This is a genomic window from Paenibacillus sp. Soil787 (assembly GCF_001429545.1).
In the GTDB taxonomy this organism is placed as follows: Bacteria; Bacillota; Bacilli; order Paenibacillales; family NBRC-103111; genus Paenibacillus_E.
Genome location: NZ_LMSP01000023.1, coordinates 434483 through 451590, shown reverse-complemented (window position 1 = coordinate 451590; position 17108 = coordinate 434483). Strand labels below are relative to the sequence as shown.

General features: G+C 45.1%; 14 protein-coding genes. 8 read left to right on the top strand and 6 right to left on the bottom strand.

What is annotated here, in order from left to right; translation table 11 throughout:
* Positions 1 to 418: 418 nt before the first annotated feature.
* Positions 419 to 3253 (bottom strand): 1,4-alpha-glucan branching protein domain-containing protein, encoded by a 2835-nt coding sequence (locus ASG93_RS21550; RefSeq protein WP_056835067.1) that lies wholly within the window; start codon positions 3251 to 3253, stop codon positions 419 to 421.
* Between the two features lie 9 nt (positions 3254 to 3262).
* Positions 3263 to 3769, bottom strand: a complete 507-nt coding sequence (locus ASG93_RS21545) for a DUF4912 domain-containing protein (protein WP_056835065.1) — start codon at positions 3767 to 3769, stop codon at positions 3263 to 3265.
* Between the two features lie 215 nt (positions 3770 to 3984).
* Between ASG93_RS21545 and ASG93_RS21540 the strand changes: the two genes are divergently transcribed.
* Positions 3985 to 4407: a hypothetical protein gene (locus tag ASG93_RS21540; RefSeq protein ID WP_047680975.1), complete on the top strand. Its 423-nt coding sequence runs from the start codon at positions 3985 to 3987 to the stop codon at positions 4405 to 4407.
* 314 nt (positions 4408 to 4721) lie between these two features.
* Here ASG93_RS21540 and ASG93_RS21535 read toward each other — a convergent pair whose 3' ends face one another.
* Positions 4722 to 5567: a LytR/AlgR family response regulator transcription factor gene (locus ASG93_RS21535; protein ID WP_056835062.1), complete on the bottom strand. Its 846-nt coding sequence runs from the start codon at positions 5565 to 5567 to the stop codon at positions 4722 to 4724.
* A 107-nt stretch (positions 5568 to 5674) separates the two neighbouring features.
* Between ASG93_RS21535 and ASG93_RS21530 the strand changes: the two genes are divergently transcribed.
* The gene (locus tag ASG93_RS21530) at positions 5675 to 6304 is read left to right on the top strand and encodes a hypothetical protein (protein ID WP_056835061.1); all 630 of its coding nucleotides are present in this window, start codon (positions 5675 to 5677) and stop codon (positions 6302 to 6304) included.
* Here ASG93_RS21530 and ASG93_RS21525 read toward each other — a convergent pair.
* The gene (locus ASG93_RS21525; RefSeq protein ID WP_162262871.1) at positions 6275 to 6922 is read right to left on the bottom strand and encodes a helix-turn-helix domain-containing protein; all 648 of its coding nucleotides are present in this window, start codon (positions 6920 to 6922) and stop codon (positions 6275 to 6277) included. The genes ASG93_RS21530 and ASG93_RS21525 overlap by 30 nt on opposite strands.
* Before the next feature lie 197 nt (positions 6923 to 7119).
* Between ASG93_RS21525 and sigI the strand changes: the two genes are divergently transcribed.
* Together sigI and ASG93_RS21515 are read left to right on the top strand one after the other, a co-directional pair.
* Positions 7120 to 7899, top strand: a complete 780-nt coding sequence (sigI, locus tag ASG93_RS21520; RefSeq protein ID WP_056835059.1) for an RNA polymerase sigma factor SigI — start codon at positions 7120 to 7122, stop codon at positions 7897 to 7899.
* A gap of 29 nt (positions 7900 to 7928) precedes the next feature.
* Positions 7929 to 9281, top strand: coding sequence for an anti-sigma factor domain-containing protein (locus ASG93_RS21515; protein WP_056835056.1), 1353 nt, complete (start codon positions 7929 to 7931; stop codon positions 9279 to 9281).
* Between the two features lie 144 nt (positions 9282 to 9425).
* Here ASG93_RS21515 and ASG93_RS21510 read toward each other — a convergent pair whose 3' ends face one another.
* Positions 9426 to 10586 carry a PepSY-associated TM helix domain-containing protein gene (locus tag ASG93_RS21510; RefSeq protein ID WP_056835053.1) on the bottom strand — a complete coding sequence of 387 codons (1161 nt, stop codon included), beginning with the start codon at positions 10584 to 10586 and terminating at the stop codon, positions 9426 to 9428.
* Between the two features lie 233 nt (positions 10587 to 10819).
* Here ASG93_RS21510 and ASG93_RS21505 point away from each other — a divergent pair, with 233 nt between their 5' ends.
* Positions 10820 to 11833, top strand: coding sequence for an aldo/keto reductase (locus tag ASG93_RS21505; RefSeq protein WP_056835051.1), 1014 nt, complete (start codon positions 10820 to 10822; stop codon positions 11831 to 11833).
* 88 nt (positions 11834 to 11921) lie between these two features.
* Entirely contained in the window at positions 11922 to 13430 is a 1509-nt protein-coding gene (locus tag ASG93_RS21500; protein WP_063891922.1) for a leucyl aminopeptidase, read from the top strand.
* A gap of 492 nt (positions 13431 to 13922) precedes the next feature.
* Here the strand turns inward: ASG93_RS21500 and ASG93_RS21495 are convergent, their stop codons facing one another.
* Positions 13923 to 14480, bottom strand: coding sequence for a hypothetical protein (locus ASG93_RS21495; RefSeq protein WP_056835049.1), 558 nt, complete (start codon positions 14478 to 14480; stop codon positions 13923 to 13925).
* A gap of 124 nt (positions 14481 to 14604) precedes the next feature.
* Here ASG93_RS21495 and ASG93_RS21490 point away from each other — a divergent pair, with 124 nt between their 5' ends.
* Together ASG93_RS21490 and ASG93_RS21485 are read left to right on the top strand one after the other, a co-directional pair.
* Positions 14605 to 15888, top strand: coding sequence for an MFS transporter (locus tag ASG93_RS21490; protein WP_235550927.1), 1284 nt, complete (start codon positions 14605 to 14607; stop codon positions 15886 to 15888).
* Positions 15885 to 16808, top strand: coding sequence for a Gfo/Idh/MocA family protein (locus ASG93_RS21485; RefSeq protein WP_056835047.1), 924 nt, complete (start codon positions 15885 to 15887; stop codon positions 16806 to 16808). Before ASG93_RS21490 ends, ASG93_RS21485 begins: the two co-directional genes overlap by 4 nt.
* Positions 16809 to 17108 lie beyond the last annotated feature (300 nt).

Genomic DNA, 17108 nt, shown 5'->3' with positions numbered 1-17108 from the left:
GAGTTTTGCTTTAGCAAAACTGGCATCGTAAGCATTAACCTTAGAGTTTTGCTTTAGCAAAACTGGCATCGTAGGCATTAACTTTAGAGTTTTGCTTACGCAAAACTGGCTTGGTATTTGGTCGACTGTTCTTCAACTTACAAGCGGTTTTTCCGTAATTGTTGTAGGCAAAGGGAACGTCAATCCGCTATTTATGCGATTTACCTCCAAATGCTGCACCTTGAGGAACGTCGTTCCGCTATTTCTTATAAATTGAGCTAATTTTCCCTGATTTGGACTAAATAGCGAATCGTAGTTCCCTAAAAGTGAGGAAATGGAGCTTTTTGACTGAAATAGCGTCATCTAGTTCCCTTACATTCAAGAAGTGGCTAAGGCTAGCTTGTTGCAAGGACCTGTGTCTGGATGATTGTGACTAAGGCTAAATGGTTGCATGGACCTGAATGGCAGGTTGATAGTGGGTAAGCATCTGGTACTCATTTTGGATATTTTGAGCGATATGGCTCCACTCATAGTGCTGTTGCAGCAGTTGGTAGGCGCTATCAGCCATTTTGGCGGCTTGCTTTGGCTGCAGCAGCATATCCGTAATGTGCCAGGCTAATGAATCGACATGACCTGGGAGAGCCTTGTAGCCGTCCACGCCATGCCTAATAATTTCAGCTAAACCGCCTGTATCGGAGAGTACCAGAGGTTTCCGGTTGGCCATGGCTTCCAGCGCTACGATACCGAAGGGTTCATACAAGCTCGGAATCACACAAACATCCGTAGATTGATAAAGCTGTGTGCGATAAGCATCATTTACAAAGCCGGTAAACAAAACGCGATCCCCTAAAAAGGCAGCCTGGGAGCGCAGCTCACTTTCCATAGGCCCAGAGCCAGCGATAATGAGTTTAGCCTGAGGAACTTGTGAGATGATTTTCGGCAGAGCAGCCAGCAGGATTTGGATACCTTTTTCATATACAAGCCTTCCAATGAAGAAAATGACCTTATCTTGTTTTGCCACGAAATCAGGTCGATTCATTGTCTTTATGTTTGGTTTTGGAGTCCGAATGCCATTCGGATGCACACTCACTTTATCGGAAGGAAGATTAAATATACGCCCTACTTCCTCTTTCATATAGGAGCTGCACACAAAGACACGATTAGCCTCATAAGTCAGCTGCCACTCCAAATGATGAATCTTGCGCTGCAGGTCGGAGGTTAGATTTCCTTGATTTCGTCCCCATTCTGTTGCATGAATCGTGGCTACTAAAGGGATGCCGTAGCTGGTCTTAATTTCTCTTGCCGTATGAGCAACCATCCAATCATGTGCATGCAAAAGGTCGATTCTCCCGCCGTTTTCTTTCCATCTGACAAGATGATCGATCATGGCAAGATTCATTTCGAACGTCCAGTGGTAAAAGTGAGTATCACCGGAATGGTGAATAGGGAGCCTATGTACGTAAACGCCATTCATCTTCTCGAAACTAGGCGCACCCTCGTAGGAGGTTGTGATAACATGCACGATTTCCTCGTTAGCGACAAGAGCTTCCGATAGTTCATGGACTGCTCTTGATAAGCCGCCGACATGTTTGGGCGGGTATTCCCAAGTCAGCATAAATACATTCGGACGGTGTTTGGTTTCCTCCAGTAAGGCTTTCCATTCCTTCAAGTTTGGAATAGTAGGGATAGGGGAAAGCTGCTGTATGCTCACGTAATCTTGAAATTGAATATCTGGCAAGCAGTTGTCTTTCTCCTCTAAATCAGTAAGCAGTACCTCGTCAACCTGTTCCCGATCGACCTGATCACAGAGATGGTGGAAGCAGCCTAGATGATCTTTCGTTCGGCGAATGGCATGGTCGACGTCACTCTGTGCGTCCATCATGAACGCCCAATCACTGCTTTGAGCTAACATGAATTCTCTTGCAGCTTGATTCAAAGCCCGTTTCAGAACGCTGGCGCTTAACTTACCATGGCGAGAGAGATGTTCATGTTTCGTTGCAAGCTCAATCATACGTTCTTCGGCTTGATGCAGATGACGATAAATCCAGTCATTATGTCCCTGCAGCCAAATTTCGGCGGAGTGGTTACGGCCCCAACTAGATTCGTTCAAATGTCCGACAGCAGCTGCTGGATATTCCTCTAGATATTCACTAGGTGTAATCATCTTAATCGTTTGCTGATCGAGAAACATGTTGCGGCAGAGCCGCTCAAGAAAGTGCGGGCCTTCATACCACCAATGTCCAAAAAGCTCCGCATCATAGGGTGATACGATGAGGGGTTTGCGATCCAGCCAGCGTTCCCAATGAGCAGCTTGCTTTTGGCGATTTGCTAGAAAATGATCGGCATGTTCAGCAGCTTTTTCTAAAGCCAGCTCTGGTTGATAAGGCTCCTTATGGCTGCCTTTGCTTGTGTTGCGATAATATTTAAACCCCGTGTCCTGCCCGATGTCACTGTAGTATTCACGATAGTTGAAATCTCCTGGGTAGCCGTTCTCGGCACTCCATACTTGATTGGTGGATTCCGGGTCGCGAGGAAAGGCGGTGACCCCATAGGGGGTCATAAGCGGAGCAGCCAATTCTCTAGCGGGCTGCGGTGAAGCGAACGCGATAGCAGAGGAATCGGTGAAAAAATATTGGATCCCAGCCTGCTTCAAAATGCGATCAATACCAGGTGTATAGCCACATTCAGGTAACCAGATGCCGCGTGGCTTTTGATCAAAATAACGTTCATAATCCCGAACTGCAGTCATTATCTGTGCTTTTATTGCCTCTTCTGTCTTCATTAGAGGAAGAAATCCATGCGTTGCGGCCGATGTAACAATTTCAATACGACCTAAATCTTGATAGTGTTTGAATGTCGCGATGACATTTCCTTTGCAGCTTTCATAAAGCTTCTGAAGCTCACGGAATCGTTCTGCATAATGTGCCGCCAGAGGAAGAAAAGAAGGATTTTTTTGTAACCGAACCCGTTCCTTATCTGCTAGCCCAATAAGCTTACTAAGGTAAGCGTGATAGTTGTCTTGCAAGTATGGATTGCTGAACAGGGACAAGATAGTCGGGGTTATGGAGAAGGTTAAGCGGAAATCTATCTTATCACTAGTCAGACGATTCATGACTTCAATTAGGGGGAGATACGTTTCTGTCATGGCTTGGTAGAACCATTGTTCTTCCAGATTATCGTTATGCTTCTGATGACGAATATAGGGAAGGTGAGCATGCAGCACGAGAACGAAATATCCCTTGAGCTCCGGCTTCGGTTTGATGCGATTGATCAAGAGATAACGTCACCTCACATAGGGAGAATAGGCTTGTATATTTTCAAAAAAATAGGGCTTGATTCGATTGTGAATTCGTTCAGCTTCGGCTTCTGGTACAACCGTTTGCACCGGTTCCCCCCATTTGGTTTCGGTATCCTTAGGTGTGGCGACACAATTGGAACGAAGAAGTGGAATGAACTCGCGCTCCCACGTGTAAGTGCCAATATCTACAAGGTAGGTACGGCCTGCACCTAGATGGTGAAGATACCAATTGTTAGCTTCAGACGTCGTTGTTACATCCCAGTATTCATGTGCATTACTGCCATTGAAATATAGGCTGGTCACATCGTACAAACGTATCACTCTGGGCATTGACTCATAGCCGCATTCAAAATGCTGAGATACAAGCCATCTCCGTCTATCGCTGATTTCCCAATATACATAGAGCGAATGTGCATCTACGATCATAAGATGGAGTATGTCCGTGTAATATCGATCGGGAACCTCGAACCCTGTGATAGGTAATGCCTTCAAGGTGAATTCCTCTTTTCTAATGCTATTTACTTCCTTTTCACTGTAAAAGCATGCGCTTTTCCAAAGAAAAATATGCGTGGATTGCTAAAATCTAGCTGTCCTAAAAAAAAGGAATTTCACACTTTTCCAGCGAATATATTGGACTAATCCGGGTTAAAAAGTTTATGCTTAAGATGCAAGCTTTCCTAACGGAAAGCTCTAAGGGAGGGATATCCATGAGTTTTTGTTGTGGAGCCAGTATGATTGGAACGAAAGGTACCTTGAAGCACATTCGTACACAAATTCACAATGTACCCATTCTTTTTTGCCCGGTATGTCACCGCATTGAAGTTCATTATCTGGTGGAGAACGAGTACGAGATACTAGCGGAGTATGCGCATGGAGACGGTGCTCCTGAGGTGGATTTTACGGAATATGTAGATGGTAAGGATCATCTTTTGCATGATAATTGTGTCAACCATGAGGGCGAAGAGCCCTTAGATATAGTACGCTGTCAAATTGATATGGCCCTTGATCTGCTTGGGGTTGCGAAATCGATTGGCGATAATGAATGGGAAGACCAGCTTAAGAAAAGATTGAAAATGCTGAGTGTACGCCGAGATAAACTGAAAAACAAAAAAACCTCCAAGCACACGTAGGCTGCTACTCTAATCTAGTCTATCTGGCGGGGAACGAGGAGTCGCTATTTCAGCGATTATGCCGAAACGGAGCTGGTAGGCGGAACGTAGGAGCGCTATTTTGGTGTTTTTGCGGTTTTTACACATCGAAAACGGAAATAAAGGCTCCTCGTTCCGCGAAAACGGGAAATAAGCGGCTTCGAGCCAAATAAGGTCTCTACGTTCCGCGAGCGTAAAGGTAATGTTAGTTAGGATTCTATAAAAAAGAAGACGGTAGGGTCACGGTAAAATGTGCCTATAACGTCTTCTTTTTTTCTATGGCAAGCACTTGGTGCTTAGTGAAGTTCCTGCAGAAGCTTCGCCAAATCCTTTTGTAGATTCCTGCTTAGTGGAACCTTAACAGGCGTATGGTTTAAATGAATTAGAAATCTTCTCGAAGTGGGGAATCCACTTTCTTTTGCATACGATACCACATGGCGCAAATTGACCAGAAAACCTTTGAATGGACTGAACATATGAGGGGAGCACTGTGCCAGGATATCCGTTAAATTCGTGCTGGATTCCATATGTGCTCCATTCATGAGATGGATTCTGGTTAAACGCTTGTCTTCTTTTTCAATGAAGAGGATGGAGTCTTCGGAAATAGGCAGCTCTGATTTTTGATTTTTTACAGTAATCCATGTTGTCGTTCTAGGCTTCGGAGCTTCTACAAGTTGACTGCGTTCTAGCTGAATCTCCGCAATGGCTTTCCGAATAGCCGCTTGAAACTTTGGCAGCATGACTGGCTTGGACAGGAAGTAGAGGGAACCTAGATCATGAAAGCTCGTCAGAACATGGTCGATATTCGTCGTTCCGCTAACCATAATGACTTTCTGCTGATAGCCAGCGCTTCGCAAAGATTGAACCATCGTGATGCCATCTAAATTCCCTTCCAATCCTATGTCCACTAGCATAATATCAGGCTGAAGCTGATCGTATATTTGTAATAACTGTTCGCCTTCCGAAATGATTGAGATGACTCTCAATCCGCATTGCTGGCAATAACTTTCGAGTAATTTGCCTGCCCAATAGTTATCTTCCACGATGGCCACTGTGAAACGGTGTCCCATACGTTCATCGCACTCCAATCCTCTCACCCATTGCCCATTGCGTCCTGTCAACTCATGCTCAGAAACAGCCAACTTAGTCCACTTTGAAGGCAAAAGAACGGTTATCTTGTATAGTTCTAAGTGTGGATTCAAATTGGTAGGCTGCTTAAGAGAAGGCATAGAAATGAGGGAACGTGTATTTGTTTACATGGGTGAAATTTATCCTATCCTGTATTGATTTTGTACCTATGATTTTATTCGCATTACTACTATTCAGACAAAGAGTGAAACCATATTGGATACAAATAACGCTCGCTGCACTAGCAGGAACGATGGTTGCTTATTTTGACAATTGGCCATTATTATACGTTTGTATTATTTGTACGCTGCTTATGATGGTTTGGAAATTTAGCCTTGTACCGACTTTAATTATAGCATTATCCGGATATATTCTGTCGGTCATCGTATCTACGATTGTTCTCTTTTGTTGTGATTTAACCGATCTCGCTGCTTATACAGATATCGAGGATGACTCGTTAACGACAAATTTGATATTACTTTTGACCATTCTAGTGAAATGCGGCGTTCTTCTTGCCATACATAAGCTTCGGCTCGGATTTACTTTTCTCTCGAATTATACGAGAATTCCACTTACTAGGGAAAATGCAGGCTTCTATCTCTTCATTGTAGTTGTTATTATTGGCATCACATATCGTCATTCTTATCCGGATAGCGCGTTAAGCGCGCTGATGCCGATCCAAATGCTAGGTATGGCGACTGTTCTCTTCATATACGTTATGCTAGGTAAGGAACTTGGCTTTCAAAGATGAATGCCGTGGGCTAGATTCAGCTTCCACAACAAGCCCTGTATTGCGAGCCTCATACTCAAGAAGAGTTTGGTGATATTTCTTTTGCGGCAAAGCGGCGATGGTGACACTAGGACCTTCTTCATAGTCATTAAAATAAAGTTTGCCTTCTGAGGGGGCATACTTTTTTATTTTGTTCAGATTGACGAAAAGATGCATGTCCAATTTCACAAAATGGTGATCCGTTAATGCTTCTATGAAACTCGTGAACGCCACAAGTGATTCTACGTTCTCTTCCATGATGCCATCTGGCGAAACATATTGTATCGATTTGATACCAAACTCAACATACCAAACGTTATCTAAGTGGATTTGAAAAGAAGTTTGCGAAGATGAGGCTTCGGCTTCTTCTAAATATCCTGCTTTTATTAATAAATCTGTGTAAGGATATTGGTATGCTTGTGATAGCTTTCTCAAGGTGTCAGGGGATGGCTTGATGACATCATTCGTGGTACGATTACGTCCGAGCTCTAGATCCCTAATATAGGCATGAGACAAGCCGCTTTTATTTGCAACTTTACGCAAGGACAGTTTACCTCGTAACGTCTCGAGAAACTTGCCAAAGTGATTGCCGGGTTCCAAATGAAACACCTCCCATGCCTTTAATTGTATAGGATTCATGGTTAAAATGAAACCGTACATTAGGTTTTATTTGCCATTAGGTGCCCAATTGGACATCTATGGTATAATAAATTTACTTTTTATTTCTGAATGCATATAATTGTACCCCCCGAATTGTTATACATAGGGACGAAACTACTATACTGTGAGGTGGAACGGTGCTACTGGTACTATTCAAAAAGTTCCTTGTAAAGAAGGAATCCCAGAGACAGAGTGAACCGCATGCCTCTTCCCTTGAGGTAACCATACATCAAATTCAAGCAGGAGACCTACGACTTAGGAACCAATTTATAGCTGATTACCAGCCCTATGTGGCTAAAGTTACAAGTAGGTTCTGCAAGCGATATATCGACCCTGCACGAGATGACGAATTCAGTATCGCATTAGCAGCGTTTAATGAAGCGATTAATCAATATTCTTCCGTTATGGGAAGGTCTTTCCTAGGCTTTGCAGAAACGGTGATAAGGAGGAGATTAATTGATTTCTTACGCAAAGAACAGCGTTTCAAAGGACAGATTCCTTACAGCTCGTTCGATCAAGAAGATGATGAAGATAACCTACTCAATCCAATTGAGGTTCATCAAGCTATCGAAGCTTATGAAAAGCAAAAGGGACTTGAAGAACGGCGAAGTGAAATTACTGATTTTAGCCGATGTTTAAGTGATTTTGATATCGATTTCTCTGAATTGACAGAAGCATCCCCTAAACACGACGATTCCAGGCAAATGCTGTTCGGTATCGGCCGCACGCTAGCACAGGATGCAGAGCTTATGCGTACTCTTCTTACGAAACGGCAGCTGCCGATTAAAGAGCTGCTGGAGCAAGTCCAGGTTTCCAGAAAAACATTGGAGCGAAACCGTAAGTATTTAATTGCGATAGCTCTCATCTTTAACGGACCCTACCCTTACTTGCGAGATTATTTACATATTCGAGAATGAGGAAAGCATAAAGAAAGGAAGAACAGCGCATGAACAAGGGAATCGTAATGGAAATAAGCGACAGCTCCATTATTGTCATGAATCCAGAGGGTCGGTTCGATAAGCTTCCGAGGGGAACGCGGAATTGTGAAGTTGGGGAAGAGATACTATACGCACCTGTAAAGCGGCGTATGCGTGTACCGCAAATGGCTATTGCATCAGGACTGGCGGCCGCAATCGTACTATGCTTTGTCTTAGTATCAACGTTGACTGGAACCGTTCCAGGTGGCCAAGTGGTTGCCTACGTAACCATAGATATCAATCCTAGCGTAGAAATAGGCATTGATAATGATGAAGTTGTACAGGATTTAACTGGGTTAAATTCGGATGGTGTTGACCTCATTCAAACGTTAGTCTATAAAGGGAAGTCGTTAGAAGCTGTCACATCTGATATTTTAGACAAAGCCGAGCAGGGAGCACTTGCTAGAGGTGAAGGAGATATCATCATCAGCTCAACGATTGTAGAACAAAAAACGGATGTGAATGATCAGGCGATTGCTACAAAGCTGAAAGCTCAGGTCAGTAAACATTTAGAGCAAACCCATCCGGATCAAATTAAAAATTATGAAGTGACAGCGTTCGCCGCCCCGCAAGAAGTAAGACAAGAGGCGAAGGCCAGCGGTGTATCGGCAGGGAAGTATGCGATATATTTAAATGCGGTAGACAATGGCGCGAAAGTATCTCTCGACGACATCAAAACGGTGTCGATTCATCAACTCGCAAAGGAAAACGGCGGGATTGATAAATTCGTAAAACCGGATAAGCCGATTGATAAATCATCGCTGCAAAGGCTAATCGAAGATGAAAAATCCGGAAAGCTCAGCGAGAAAATTCAGCAAATTCAGGACGAGAAATCGGCCAAAGACAAGAACAACGATAAAAATGATAAGAACGATAAGAACGATAAAAATAACAACGGTAAGAACGGTAATAATGGCAAGGCTACGGTGAAACCAACACCGTCTTCGAGAAATGACAAAAACGACAGGAACGACAATAATAAGAACTACAACAAGAACGATAATAAGAACGACAACAAGAACGATAGAAATGGCAATGATCGTAATAATGACAATAAATCAACGCTTAAACCGAGCCACTCGGATGATGACGATGAGGATGATTCGAAGAAAGAATCATCCTCAAAACCTAGAGCGACATCAACGCCAAAGCCTACAGCAAAACCTTTCAGTAAGCCAATAGGCTCAAGCAAACCGACAGATAGGCCATCTGACAAGCAAACGCAGAAACCAAAATCGGATATTGATAGAAGCACCGTTTTCCCTTGGAGCTGGAGTGATCGGAACAAAGATTCAAAAAACCACGATGATGACAAAGATTAGCAGGAGTTAAAAGAATAGAACAAGTACATAAACAACTTAGAACTATACATAAAAAATTTAGAACTATACATAAAAGACCATACATAAACACCCTAGGCATACTTCATCTTCATGTGAAGCGCTGCCTAGGGTGTTTATGTATGTTTATTCGGCAGAACTCATCGTGGGAACCATTGCTTTTGGCGGAATTTCGTTGATGCGGGAAGAGCTTTTACTTCTGCGGCGAGCTCTAGCTTTGAATTGCCAAATGACCAAACCAGTAATCATGAGGAACAAGGGCATCATACCCATGAGGAAGCTCGCGATTCTTACAGTTACTCCACCCCAAGCAGCGAAATGCAAACCTCTTTTCCAAGCACTGTAAAACACCATTGGAGCATTTGGATTGGTTTTACCTAAAATTTCACCGGTATAAGGGTCTTCATAGACGGTAACATTGCTGGAACCACTTGGACTGTACCCTTCTTTCATCGCTAACTGATAAGTTTGATCAGGCTTTATGGGCAGTTGAACTCGGACCAGCTTATAGTTAGGAAATCGTTCTTGCACATTTTGAACGATGGTGTCAAGAGAAAGTGGTGAACCGTTCATCATTGTTGTTTTGCTCCAAGAGGCAGCTGCTTCGATTTTGGTCGACAATCCGAACCATCCAAGCACATATTTATCAAGTTGAAATGCCGTACCTGTGAGGGCGAAGACGAGAAGGAAAGGAATAGTTACTATACCGACTGTTTTATGTAGTCCTAAATTGAGGGCAAGTTTTCCTTTGTTTCGAATAATTCGGAAGCCAAGAGCGAATTTTCGAAGGCCAGGCCACCAAAGATAAGCACCTGTGACTAGAATGATGATGAGACCGATACCCATGAAGCCGCCGACAATGGAAGCATTAGCTTTGCCAAGTACATCCTGGGTAAGTAAATAACGATGTATTTGCAGAATCTTCGTAAAGAAAACATTTCTATTAGGTCCTACAGGCCCAAGTACTTGGGCGGAACCTGGATCAACGTAAACATTTTGCGTCGATGCTTTGCCATTTACGTCTTTGGATAATCTTACCTGATAAAGACCATCACTTGTCGGAAGATCGATTCGATCCATCTTGAACCCTGGAAAAGCTTGCTCCACACTCTGCTGAACGTCGAGTAGTTGGGCATGACCGGGTGTAGGTTTATAAAGCTGCGGATGTATCCATTTCTTTACATCATTTTCAATGATGAGCAGACTGCCTGTCGTACAGATGACAACAATGAATAAGCCTAGAAGTAAACTTATCCATAGATGAATTTGTAATAATAATTTACGCATAGTGGCCCCTTTCATAATTGAGAATGATTATCAAAATCACGATTCTGTTTAGAATGATAATGATTATCACTTTCATTGTCAATACATTTATGGCTAGTAAAGTGTGATTGCTGTTTTTGAATTTTGTGATAGCGATTACAATTACCTACTTCATGGCATCTAGGACCGAGTTGTATTACAATAGTTGTAAGCGCAATTATGATTGATTTTCTTAGTTGGAAGGAGATTTTGGCTTGAGATATTCAACTTTCGGTAAGTCCGGCTACAACGTTTCATCACTTGGATTTGGTGCTATGAATCTTCCAGGTGTACCTCTAGAACAAGCGAGAGAAGCATTGAACTACGCCTTGGATCACGGCATTAATTATATCGATACAGCAGCAGCATACCGGAACAGCGAGGAAATTATCGGCGAATGCATCTCCCATCGCAGACAGGAATATTTTCTAGCGACGAAGACAGGGGCACGTGATTACGAAACGGCGAAAGCAGAGATTGAGCGAAGCTTGGTTCGTATGAAAACAGACCATGTAGATCTACTGCAAATTCACTACGTGAACTATGTGAGTGAGTTTAAGAAAGCGATGGATGTTGGCGGCGCCTATGAAGCTGCTCTCGAGGCTCAGCGGGAAGGGAAAGTGCGATTTATCGGCATTTCCGGACACCGTCCTGATTTACTTGCGAAATGGATCGCCAAAGGGCAATTTTCGCAGATTTTGTTTCATCTTAATTTGGCACAGCCGTTTGCACTTGATGAGCTGATCCCCAAAGCGACAGAGATGGATTTAATGAAAGTGGCGATGAAGCCTTTGTCCGGCGGGTTCATTCAACCGGTTGATCGTGCCATTCGCTATCCATACAGTCAAGACGTGCATGTGACGATTTCTGGGATGGTGAGTATCAAGGAAGTGCAAGAAAACTTGGCTGCGCAGGAGCAGGAAGTAGGAGACGAGGAGCGTCAGGAGCTGGAACAATTGGCAATAGAGCTAGGTCAACACGATTGCAGACGCTGCAATTATTGTTCATGCCCGCTCGAAATCTCAATACCAGATGTGATGATTGCCAGTAGATTTAGAGAGAAATTCGGATTGCTGCCGAAGGGTGACGGATTTTTCCAAAGACAAAAGGATAGAATAGTAGGCTGTGCAGACCATGATCCATGCAAAGAGAAACCGCTTTGCGAAGAGAAGTGCCCATACCAGCTGCCGATGCAGTCGGTGGTACAGAAGGCCGCATCTTTTTATTAATTTGAGAGACTATATAAACTATAGAAACAATAGAACAACAGAAACTACAGAAACAACAGAATCTACTTGAAGGTAAGGAGAAGTACTTATGTTTGATAAAATTACAGATGTAACGACGGGTGTATTTACGTCGTTGATGGATAATGAGACGGGGGCAGACGCGATCCTCGTCTGCCTAAGTGAAGCTGAGCTGCGCCAGGACAATGTTCTGGGACTGCCGCAGCTTGATCAGGCCCTTGAGCGCATGCGCGCAAAGGGCCTATTCATGGGCGCCTCAGGCGAGCTCGAGGCGCTGCCGACCCACGGGCTGCTGCCGTACGCGTACGTGTTCGTTGCGGGGCTCGGCCCCGCAGCGTCACGCGATACGCTGCGCGCAGCCGCGGTATTCGCAGCGCGCAAGGCGCTCGCGCTGCAGTTCGAACGCTTGGCGCTGAAGCTACCAAGCGGGTTCGACAGCCGGTCAGCCGCCTCGGCGCTGACCGAAGGGCTGCTCCTCGGTACGTACCGCATCGCGGCGTACCGCAAGAACGAGCCTGCGCGCGCGGAGCTGCGCCAGGCGGTTCTGCTCACAGAAGCGGCTGCGGATGCAGCGCTTCTGGAGGGGGCGATCGCAGCCGCTGAGGCGGTTGCGGAGGGCACGAACTATGCCCGGGATCTCACGAACCTCCCGGGCAATAGGCTCATTCCGGCTTCCATCGCAGAGGAAGCCGTTCGGCTCGCCCAGCACTACGGCTTCGCCTGCGAAGTGCTGGACGAGCACGAGATTGCCGCCCGCGGGATGGGCGGCCTTACCGCGGTTGGCGCAGGCAGCGTCAACCCGCCGCGCATGATCACCCTGCAGTATAAGGGTGATCCAGATTCGGCCGACGTGCTGGGCCTCGTCGGCAAGGGCGTGACCTTCGATACCGGCGGAATCTCGATGAAGAAACCCGACGGCATGGAAGAAATGATCAGCGATATGGGCGGAGCCGCTACCCTGCTCGGTGCCCTGCACGTCGTCGGTCAACTGAAGCCGAAGGTCAACCTGATCGTGGTTATCCCTGCGGCGGAGAACATGACGTCTGGCTCGGCCTATCGTCCAGGTGATATCGTGACAATGCTCAGCGGACATTCCGTGGAAGTGTTGAATACAGATGCGGAAGGCCGCATTATATTGGCCGATGGCTTGACCTACGCGAAGCAGCTTGGAGCGAATCGCCTGATTGATGTTGCAACATTAACAGGAGCCATCTTAATCTGCTTCGCCGATGTAGCGACTGGCGCTGTTACGAACGATGACGAGTTTCTGAAGCCGCTGCTCCAAGCAGCCTCGGCGGCTGGAGAAAAACTATGGCAGCTGCCAAACTATCCAGAGTATCGCGCCATGCTGAAAAGCGATGTCGCCGATATCAAGAATGCCACTTCATCCGACCGCTGGGCAGGCGCTATTACAGCAGGTCTGTTCATTGGATACTTCGCCGAAGAAACGCCTTGGATCCATCTGGATACAGGCGGCACGGCTTGGTTATGGTCGGCCAAAGGCATCGAACCTAAAGGTGGAACAGGCGTCATGGTTCGTACACTGGCATCCTATTTGTGCGGGGACGAACTTAACTAGTTTTTTCTGAGCTATAGGTTGATTAAAGTAGGAAAAGTGGTTGAAGTGCTCGATCAAAGTAGGATGGCTAAGTTTTTAACAACGATCGATGAAATAGCAGTCTTTAAGAGCTCTTATTTGGCCCCGAAAAGCGTGTTTGCAGCAAATAGAAGCCCCTAAAGGCTCTAATATACAGAAGAATTGTAGAAATCGGCGTCCTCTGATGAGGATAGAAGTCTTTAAAGACTCTTATTTAGAGGCTTTCACACGATTTTCTCTAAATAACAGCCTTTGGAGACTCTTAAGCATTTCTTGCACAAGCTACCCTCAATCATGAGCTAAACCTGGGTTTATCCAACAATAAACACACAAAAAAATCACCCATCATCGAGTTACCGTCATCCAACCACGAAGGTTGAATAGCGTAATAACTCAAGACAGGGTGATTTTTTGAGTAGATAAGACTTCCATGCCGCGTTGCGGCACCACTGATGAATGAAAATTTTAATTTTCTTAGGCGCCGATACTTTGTCCAGCTGCAGTAGACTGATTAACAGGCCTTTGAAGCAGTTCATTCACGTCGGATATCCGAATGACCAGACGGTTGATTTCATTTGTCGTATAAGAGAGATGTTCGGTGCGCTGTTCAAGCTGCGCTAAGGAAATGCCGATCCAATTTTTCTTACTTCGATGTTGAAATAGATCATATTTTAATACCGTCATTGCGGCGGCGAGGGGATCAGGCTTGATGTAGACATCTTTCATGATATCTTCCATATTGAAAAAGAGTTTCCCACGCTTCCATCTGACATACCCCGGTTCAAACAAGATAACAAGAAAACCAGAATCAGCCTTGTCCTTATTCTCCATGGTAATCAATCTTACAGCACCCTTAGCTTGATTCGGCTTAATGAACTGATTAGACCGAATATCGGGAAGGAAAGGAACAATGAGGAGCGGACATACGCTGGCGATATACAAATAAATGGTTGACTGGAACATGAGAGAGAGTACAATGAAAGTCAAAAAGAGTAATGAGCTTGTGATAAGACCAAAATGTTTTGGTTTCATAATAGTTGGGTGATCCCGCCTGACATGATAGAATAGGTACTCATTCCTATTTTACCATAAGCGCCCTATAGTTTGAAACTTTAAGATCAGTCATTCATCATAAGAATTACATCTGGAGGCGAGTATGGCAATGAAAATTGCGGGTTATTTACGAAATCCCAGAAAAAAAGTATCCTCCTACCGTAAAAGTCTGCTCATCGCAACGTTGGAGGGATTCCCGGCGGTTATTATTTTCCAGCTCCTTGGCGGTCCGTTTCTAACGGGTTATTTGCTTTATTTAGGAGCGACTTCAACCGAAATTGGTTTAGTGTTGGCCATTACAACCGTCGTCAATATCATTCAAATTGGGATGGCTGTGGTCATGCAAAAATTCAGAAACCGCAAACGGATGCTGCTCATATTTGCTTCCTCACACCGATTGCTCTGGACCTCTGTGGGCTTGATTCCTTTTTTATTTCCCAAAGATCTGTGGGTTGTCATGTATATTGTGCTTTATACGGCTGCTCATTTGGGAAATGCCGCGGGTGGAATCGTTTGGACTTCGCTGATTAGCGATGCGGTGCCAGGTCCGATTCGAGGACGATATTTTGGACTTCGCAACACGATATTAGGCGGGGTAAGTTCTCTAGCTCTTTTCATTGGCGGACAAATATTAGATCGATATCCAGGCGGGCAAGGTTTTAACTATTTATTTATTATATGCGGCGTTTGTGTGGTCTTAAATATACTCGCCTTTGGTTTATATCCGAATCCACCTTTCGAGCCATCTACGGCATCGAATCCGGTAGGGATGATCGGGAAGCCGTTGAAGGATCGCGCTTTTCTTAAAGCGATTCTCTTTTTGGCTGTGTTTTTATTCGTGCAAGGGGTAACCGTGCCGCTTTTCTCTTATGTCATGCTCAAGCTGATGAAAATTAATTATGAAACCGTCTCGTTAATTACGGTCGTTCATACCGTGGTCATGATGGCTAGTTACTATGTATGGGGTAATCTGAATGTGCGTTACTCGGCTCAAACCTTGCTGCTGTGGTCCTTACCGATCATCGCGTTAGCTTGTTTATTATGGGGAGCGATTGCTTTCCTTCCAGCCATTGTTGTGCTGTATGCCGTTCATATCGTTCTAGGCGTTGGACTCGGTGGGTTTAATCAGATGGTATTCACGTTTACGATTGGCGATACACCGAAGAGCGAACGTCCGATGTATATTGCTACTTATTCAGCTATCACCGGCTTTGCCGCTTTCTTGGGGCCGATTTTTGGCGGAAAAATATATGCCCTGATTACAGATGCCCCGATGTGGGTGCAAATATATGGTGTTTCTACGGCGGTTGGCGTTATTTTATTTATACTTGGACTGGTTGTTGGACGTATGGTTCTGGGAAAACAGATGAGGAGTGAAGCATTGTGACGAAGAAAAGAATTGGATTAATTGGTCTAGGTGATATTGCCCAAAAAGTGTATCTGCCTCTTTTATCGGTCAACGAGCAAGTGGAGATCGTAGGCATCATGAGCCGGGCCCCGGCGACGGTAGAACGGATGAAGGCAAAGTATCGCATTCCTTACGGGATAACGAACGTAGATGAGCTTCTTGCACAAGGGCTGGATGCCGTTTTCGTTCATAGTCCGACATCAACCCATTACGATATGGCGATGAAAAGTATAGAGCAGGGTGTAGCTGTTTATGTAGATAAACCGTTGTCCTACGATTGGGCACAGTCCTTGGAGATGGCTTCTTATGCGGAGCGAAAAGGTGTTTTGCTGGCAGCGGGGTTTAACCGCAGATTTGCTCCCCTATATATGGAGGCAAAGCAATGGCTGCAGGAGGCAGGCGGCTTCGATTGGTGTTCAGCCGTTAAGCACCGTATCAAGCAGCAAGGTCATAGCGCCAAAGAGACGTTGTACGATGACCTGATTCACATGCTCGACCTTTTGCTATGGCTTGGAAAGAGCCCCTATGAAGTGAGTACATACAACCAACAAGTCGATGAAGCAGGCAGACTGCTCCACGCGTCAGGGACGTTGGCATTCGGCTCTTCACTAGGCAATTACAGTATGGTTAGACTTGCAGGTGTTGATTTAGAAAAAGTGGAGCTGCACGGAAGCGGCCGATCGGTAGAAGTAACGAACCTAGAGTCAGCCGTTTTTTATGAAAAAGGCGCCGCGCCACGCGTGCGCTCCTTCGGCAGCTGGGACACGGTGCTTGAAAGAAGGGGCTTTGCCGGTGTTGTTCAGCATTTCCTAGACAGCTTGAACAATCCGAATGCCTGCAGCATCCGTGGAGACCTTGTCCTAGAGTCGCATCAATTAGTGGAACGATTGTCCGTATAGATCGGGTGACAAGTATCATTTCTCAGAGCACGCGAATCCTGGCCCGTGTTATAGCACTGCTTTATGGCGCTGCTCAACCCTGAGTTTTTTTTTTTGTGAGTCGGAAGTGGATCATCGAGATTCAGAATATACACTCGTATGAAAAGAAGGGGATTTCCCAAAAGTAGATAAGTCTGCTTGGGGGAGCTTGGGGGGCATTTTGAGCCTATTATGAGCAATAATAATCACCATACCACTAGTTAGAGGAACGACGATTCGTTATTTTGGGAAGTTTATGCTGGAAATCAAATTAGGGGGAAC

Coding starts and splice junctions, on each gene's coding strand:
- ASG93_RS21540 (WP_047680975.1), top strand. CDS start 3,985: ATGAGTTTTTGTTGTGGAGCCAGTATGATTGGAACGAAAGGTACCTTG.
- ASG93_RS21515 (WP_056835056.1), top strand. CDS start 7,929: ATGAACAAGGGAATCGTAATGGAAATAAGCGACAGCTCCATTATTGTC.
- ASG93_RS21510 (WP_056835053.1), bottom strand. CDS start 10,586: ATGCGTAAATTATTATTACAAATTCATCTATGGATAAGTTTACTTCTA.
- ASG93_RS21500 (WP_063891922.1), top strand. CDS start 11,922: ATGTTTGATAAAATTACAGATGTAACGACGGGTGTATTTACGTCGTTG.
- ASG93_RS21495 (WP_056835049.1), bottom strand. CDS start 14,480: ATGAAACCAAAACATTTTGGTCTTATCACAAGCTCATTACTCTTTTTG.
- ASG93_RS21490 (WP_235550927.1), top strand. CDS start 14,605: ATGGCAATGAAAATTGCGGGTTATTTACGAAATCCCAGAAAAAAAGTA.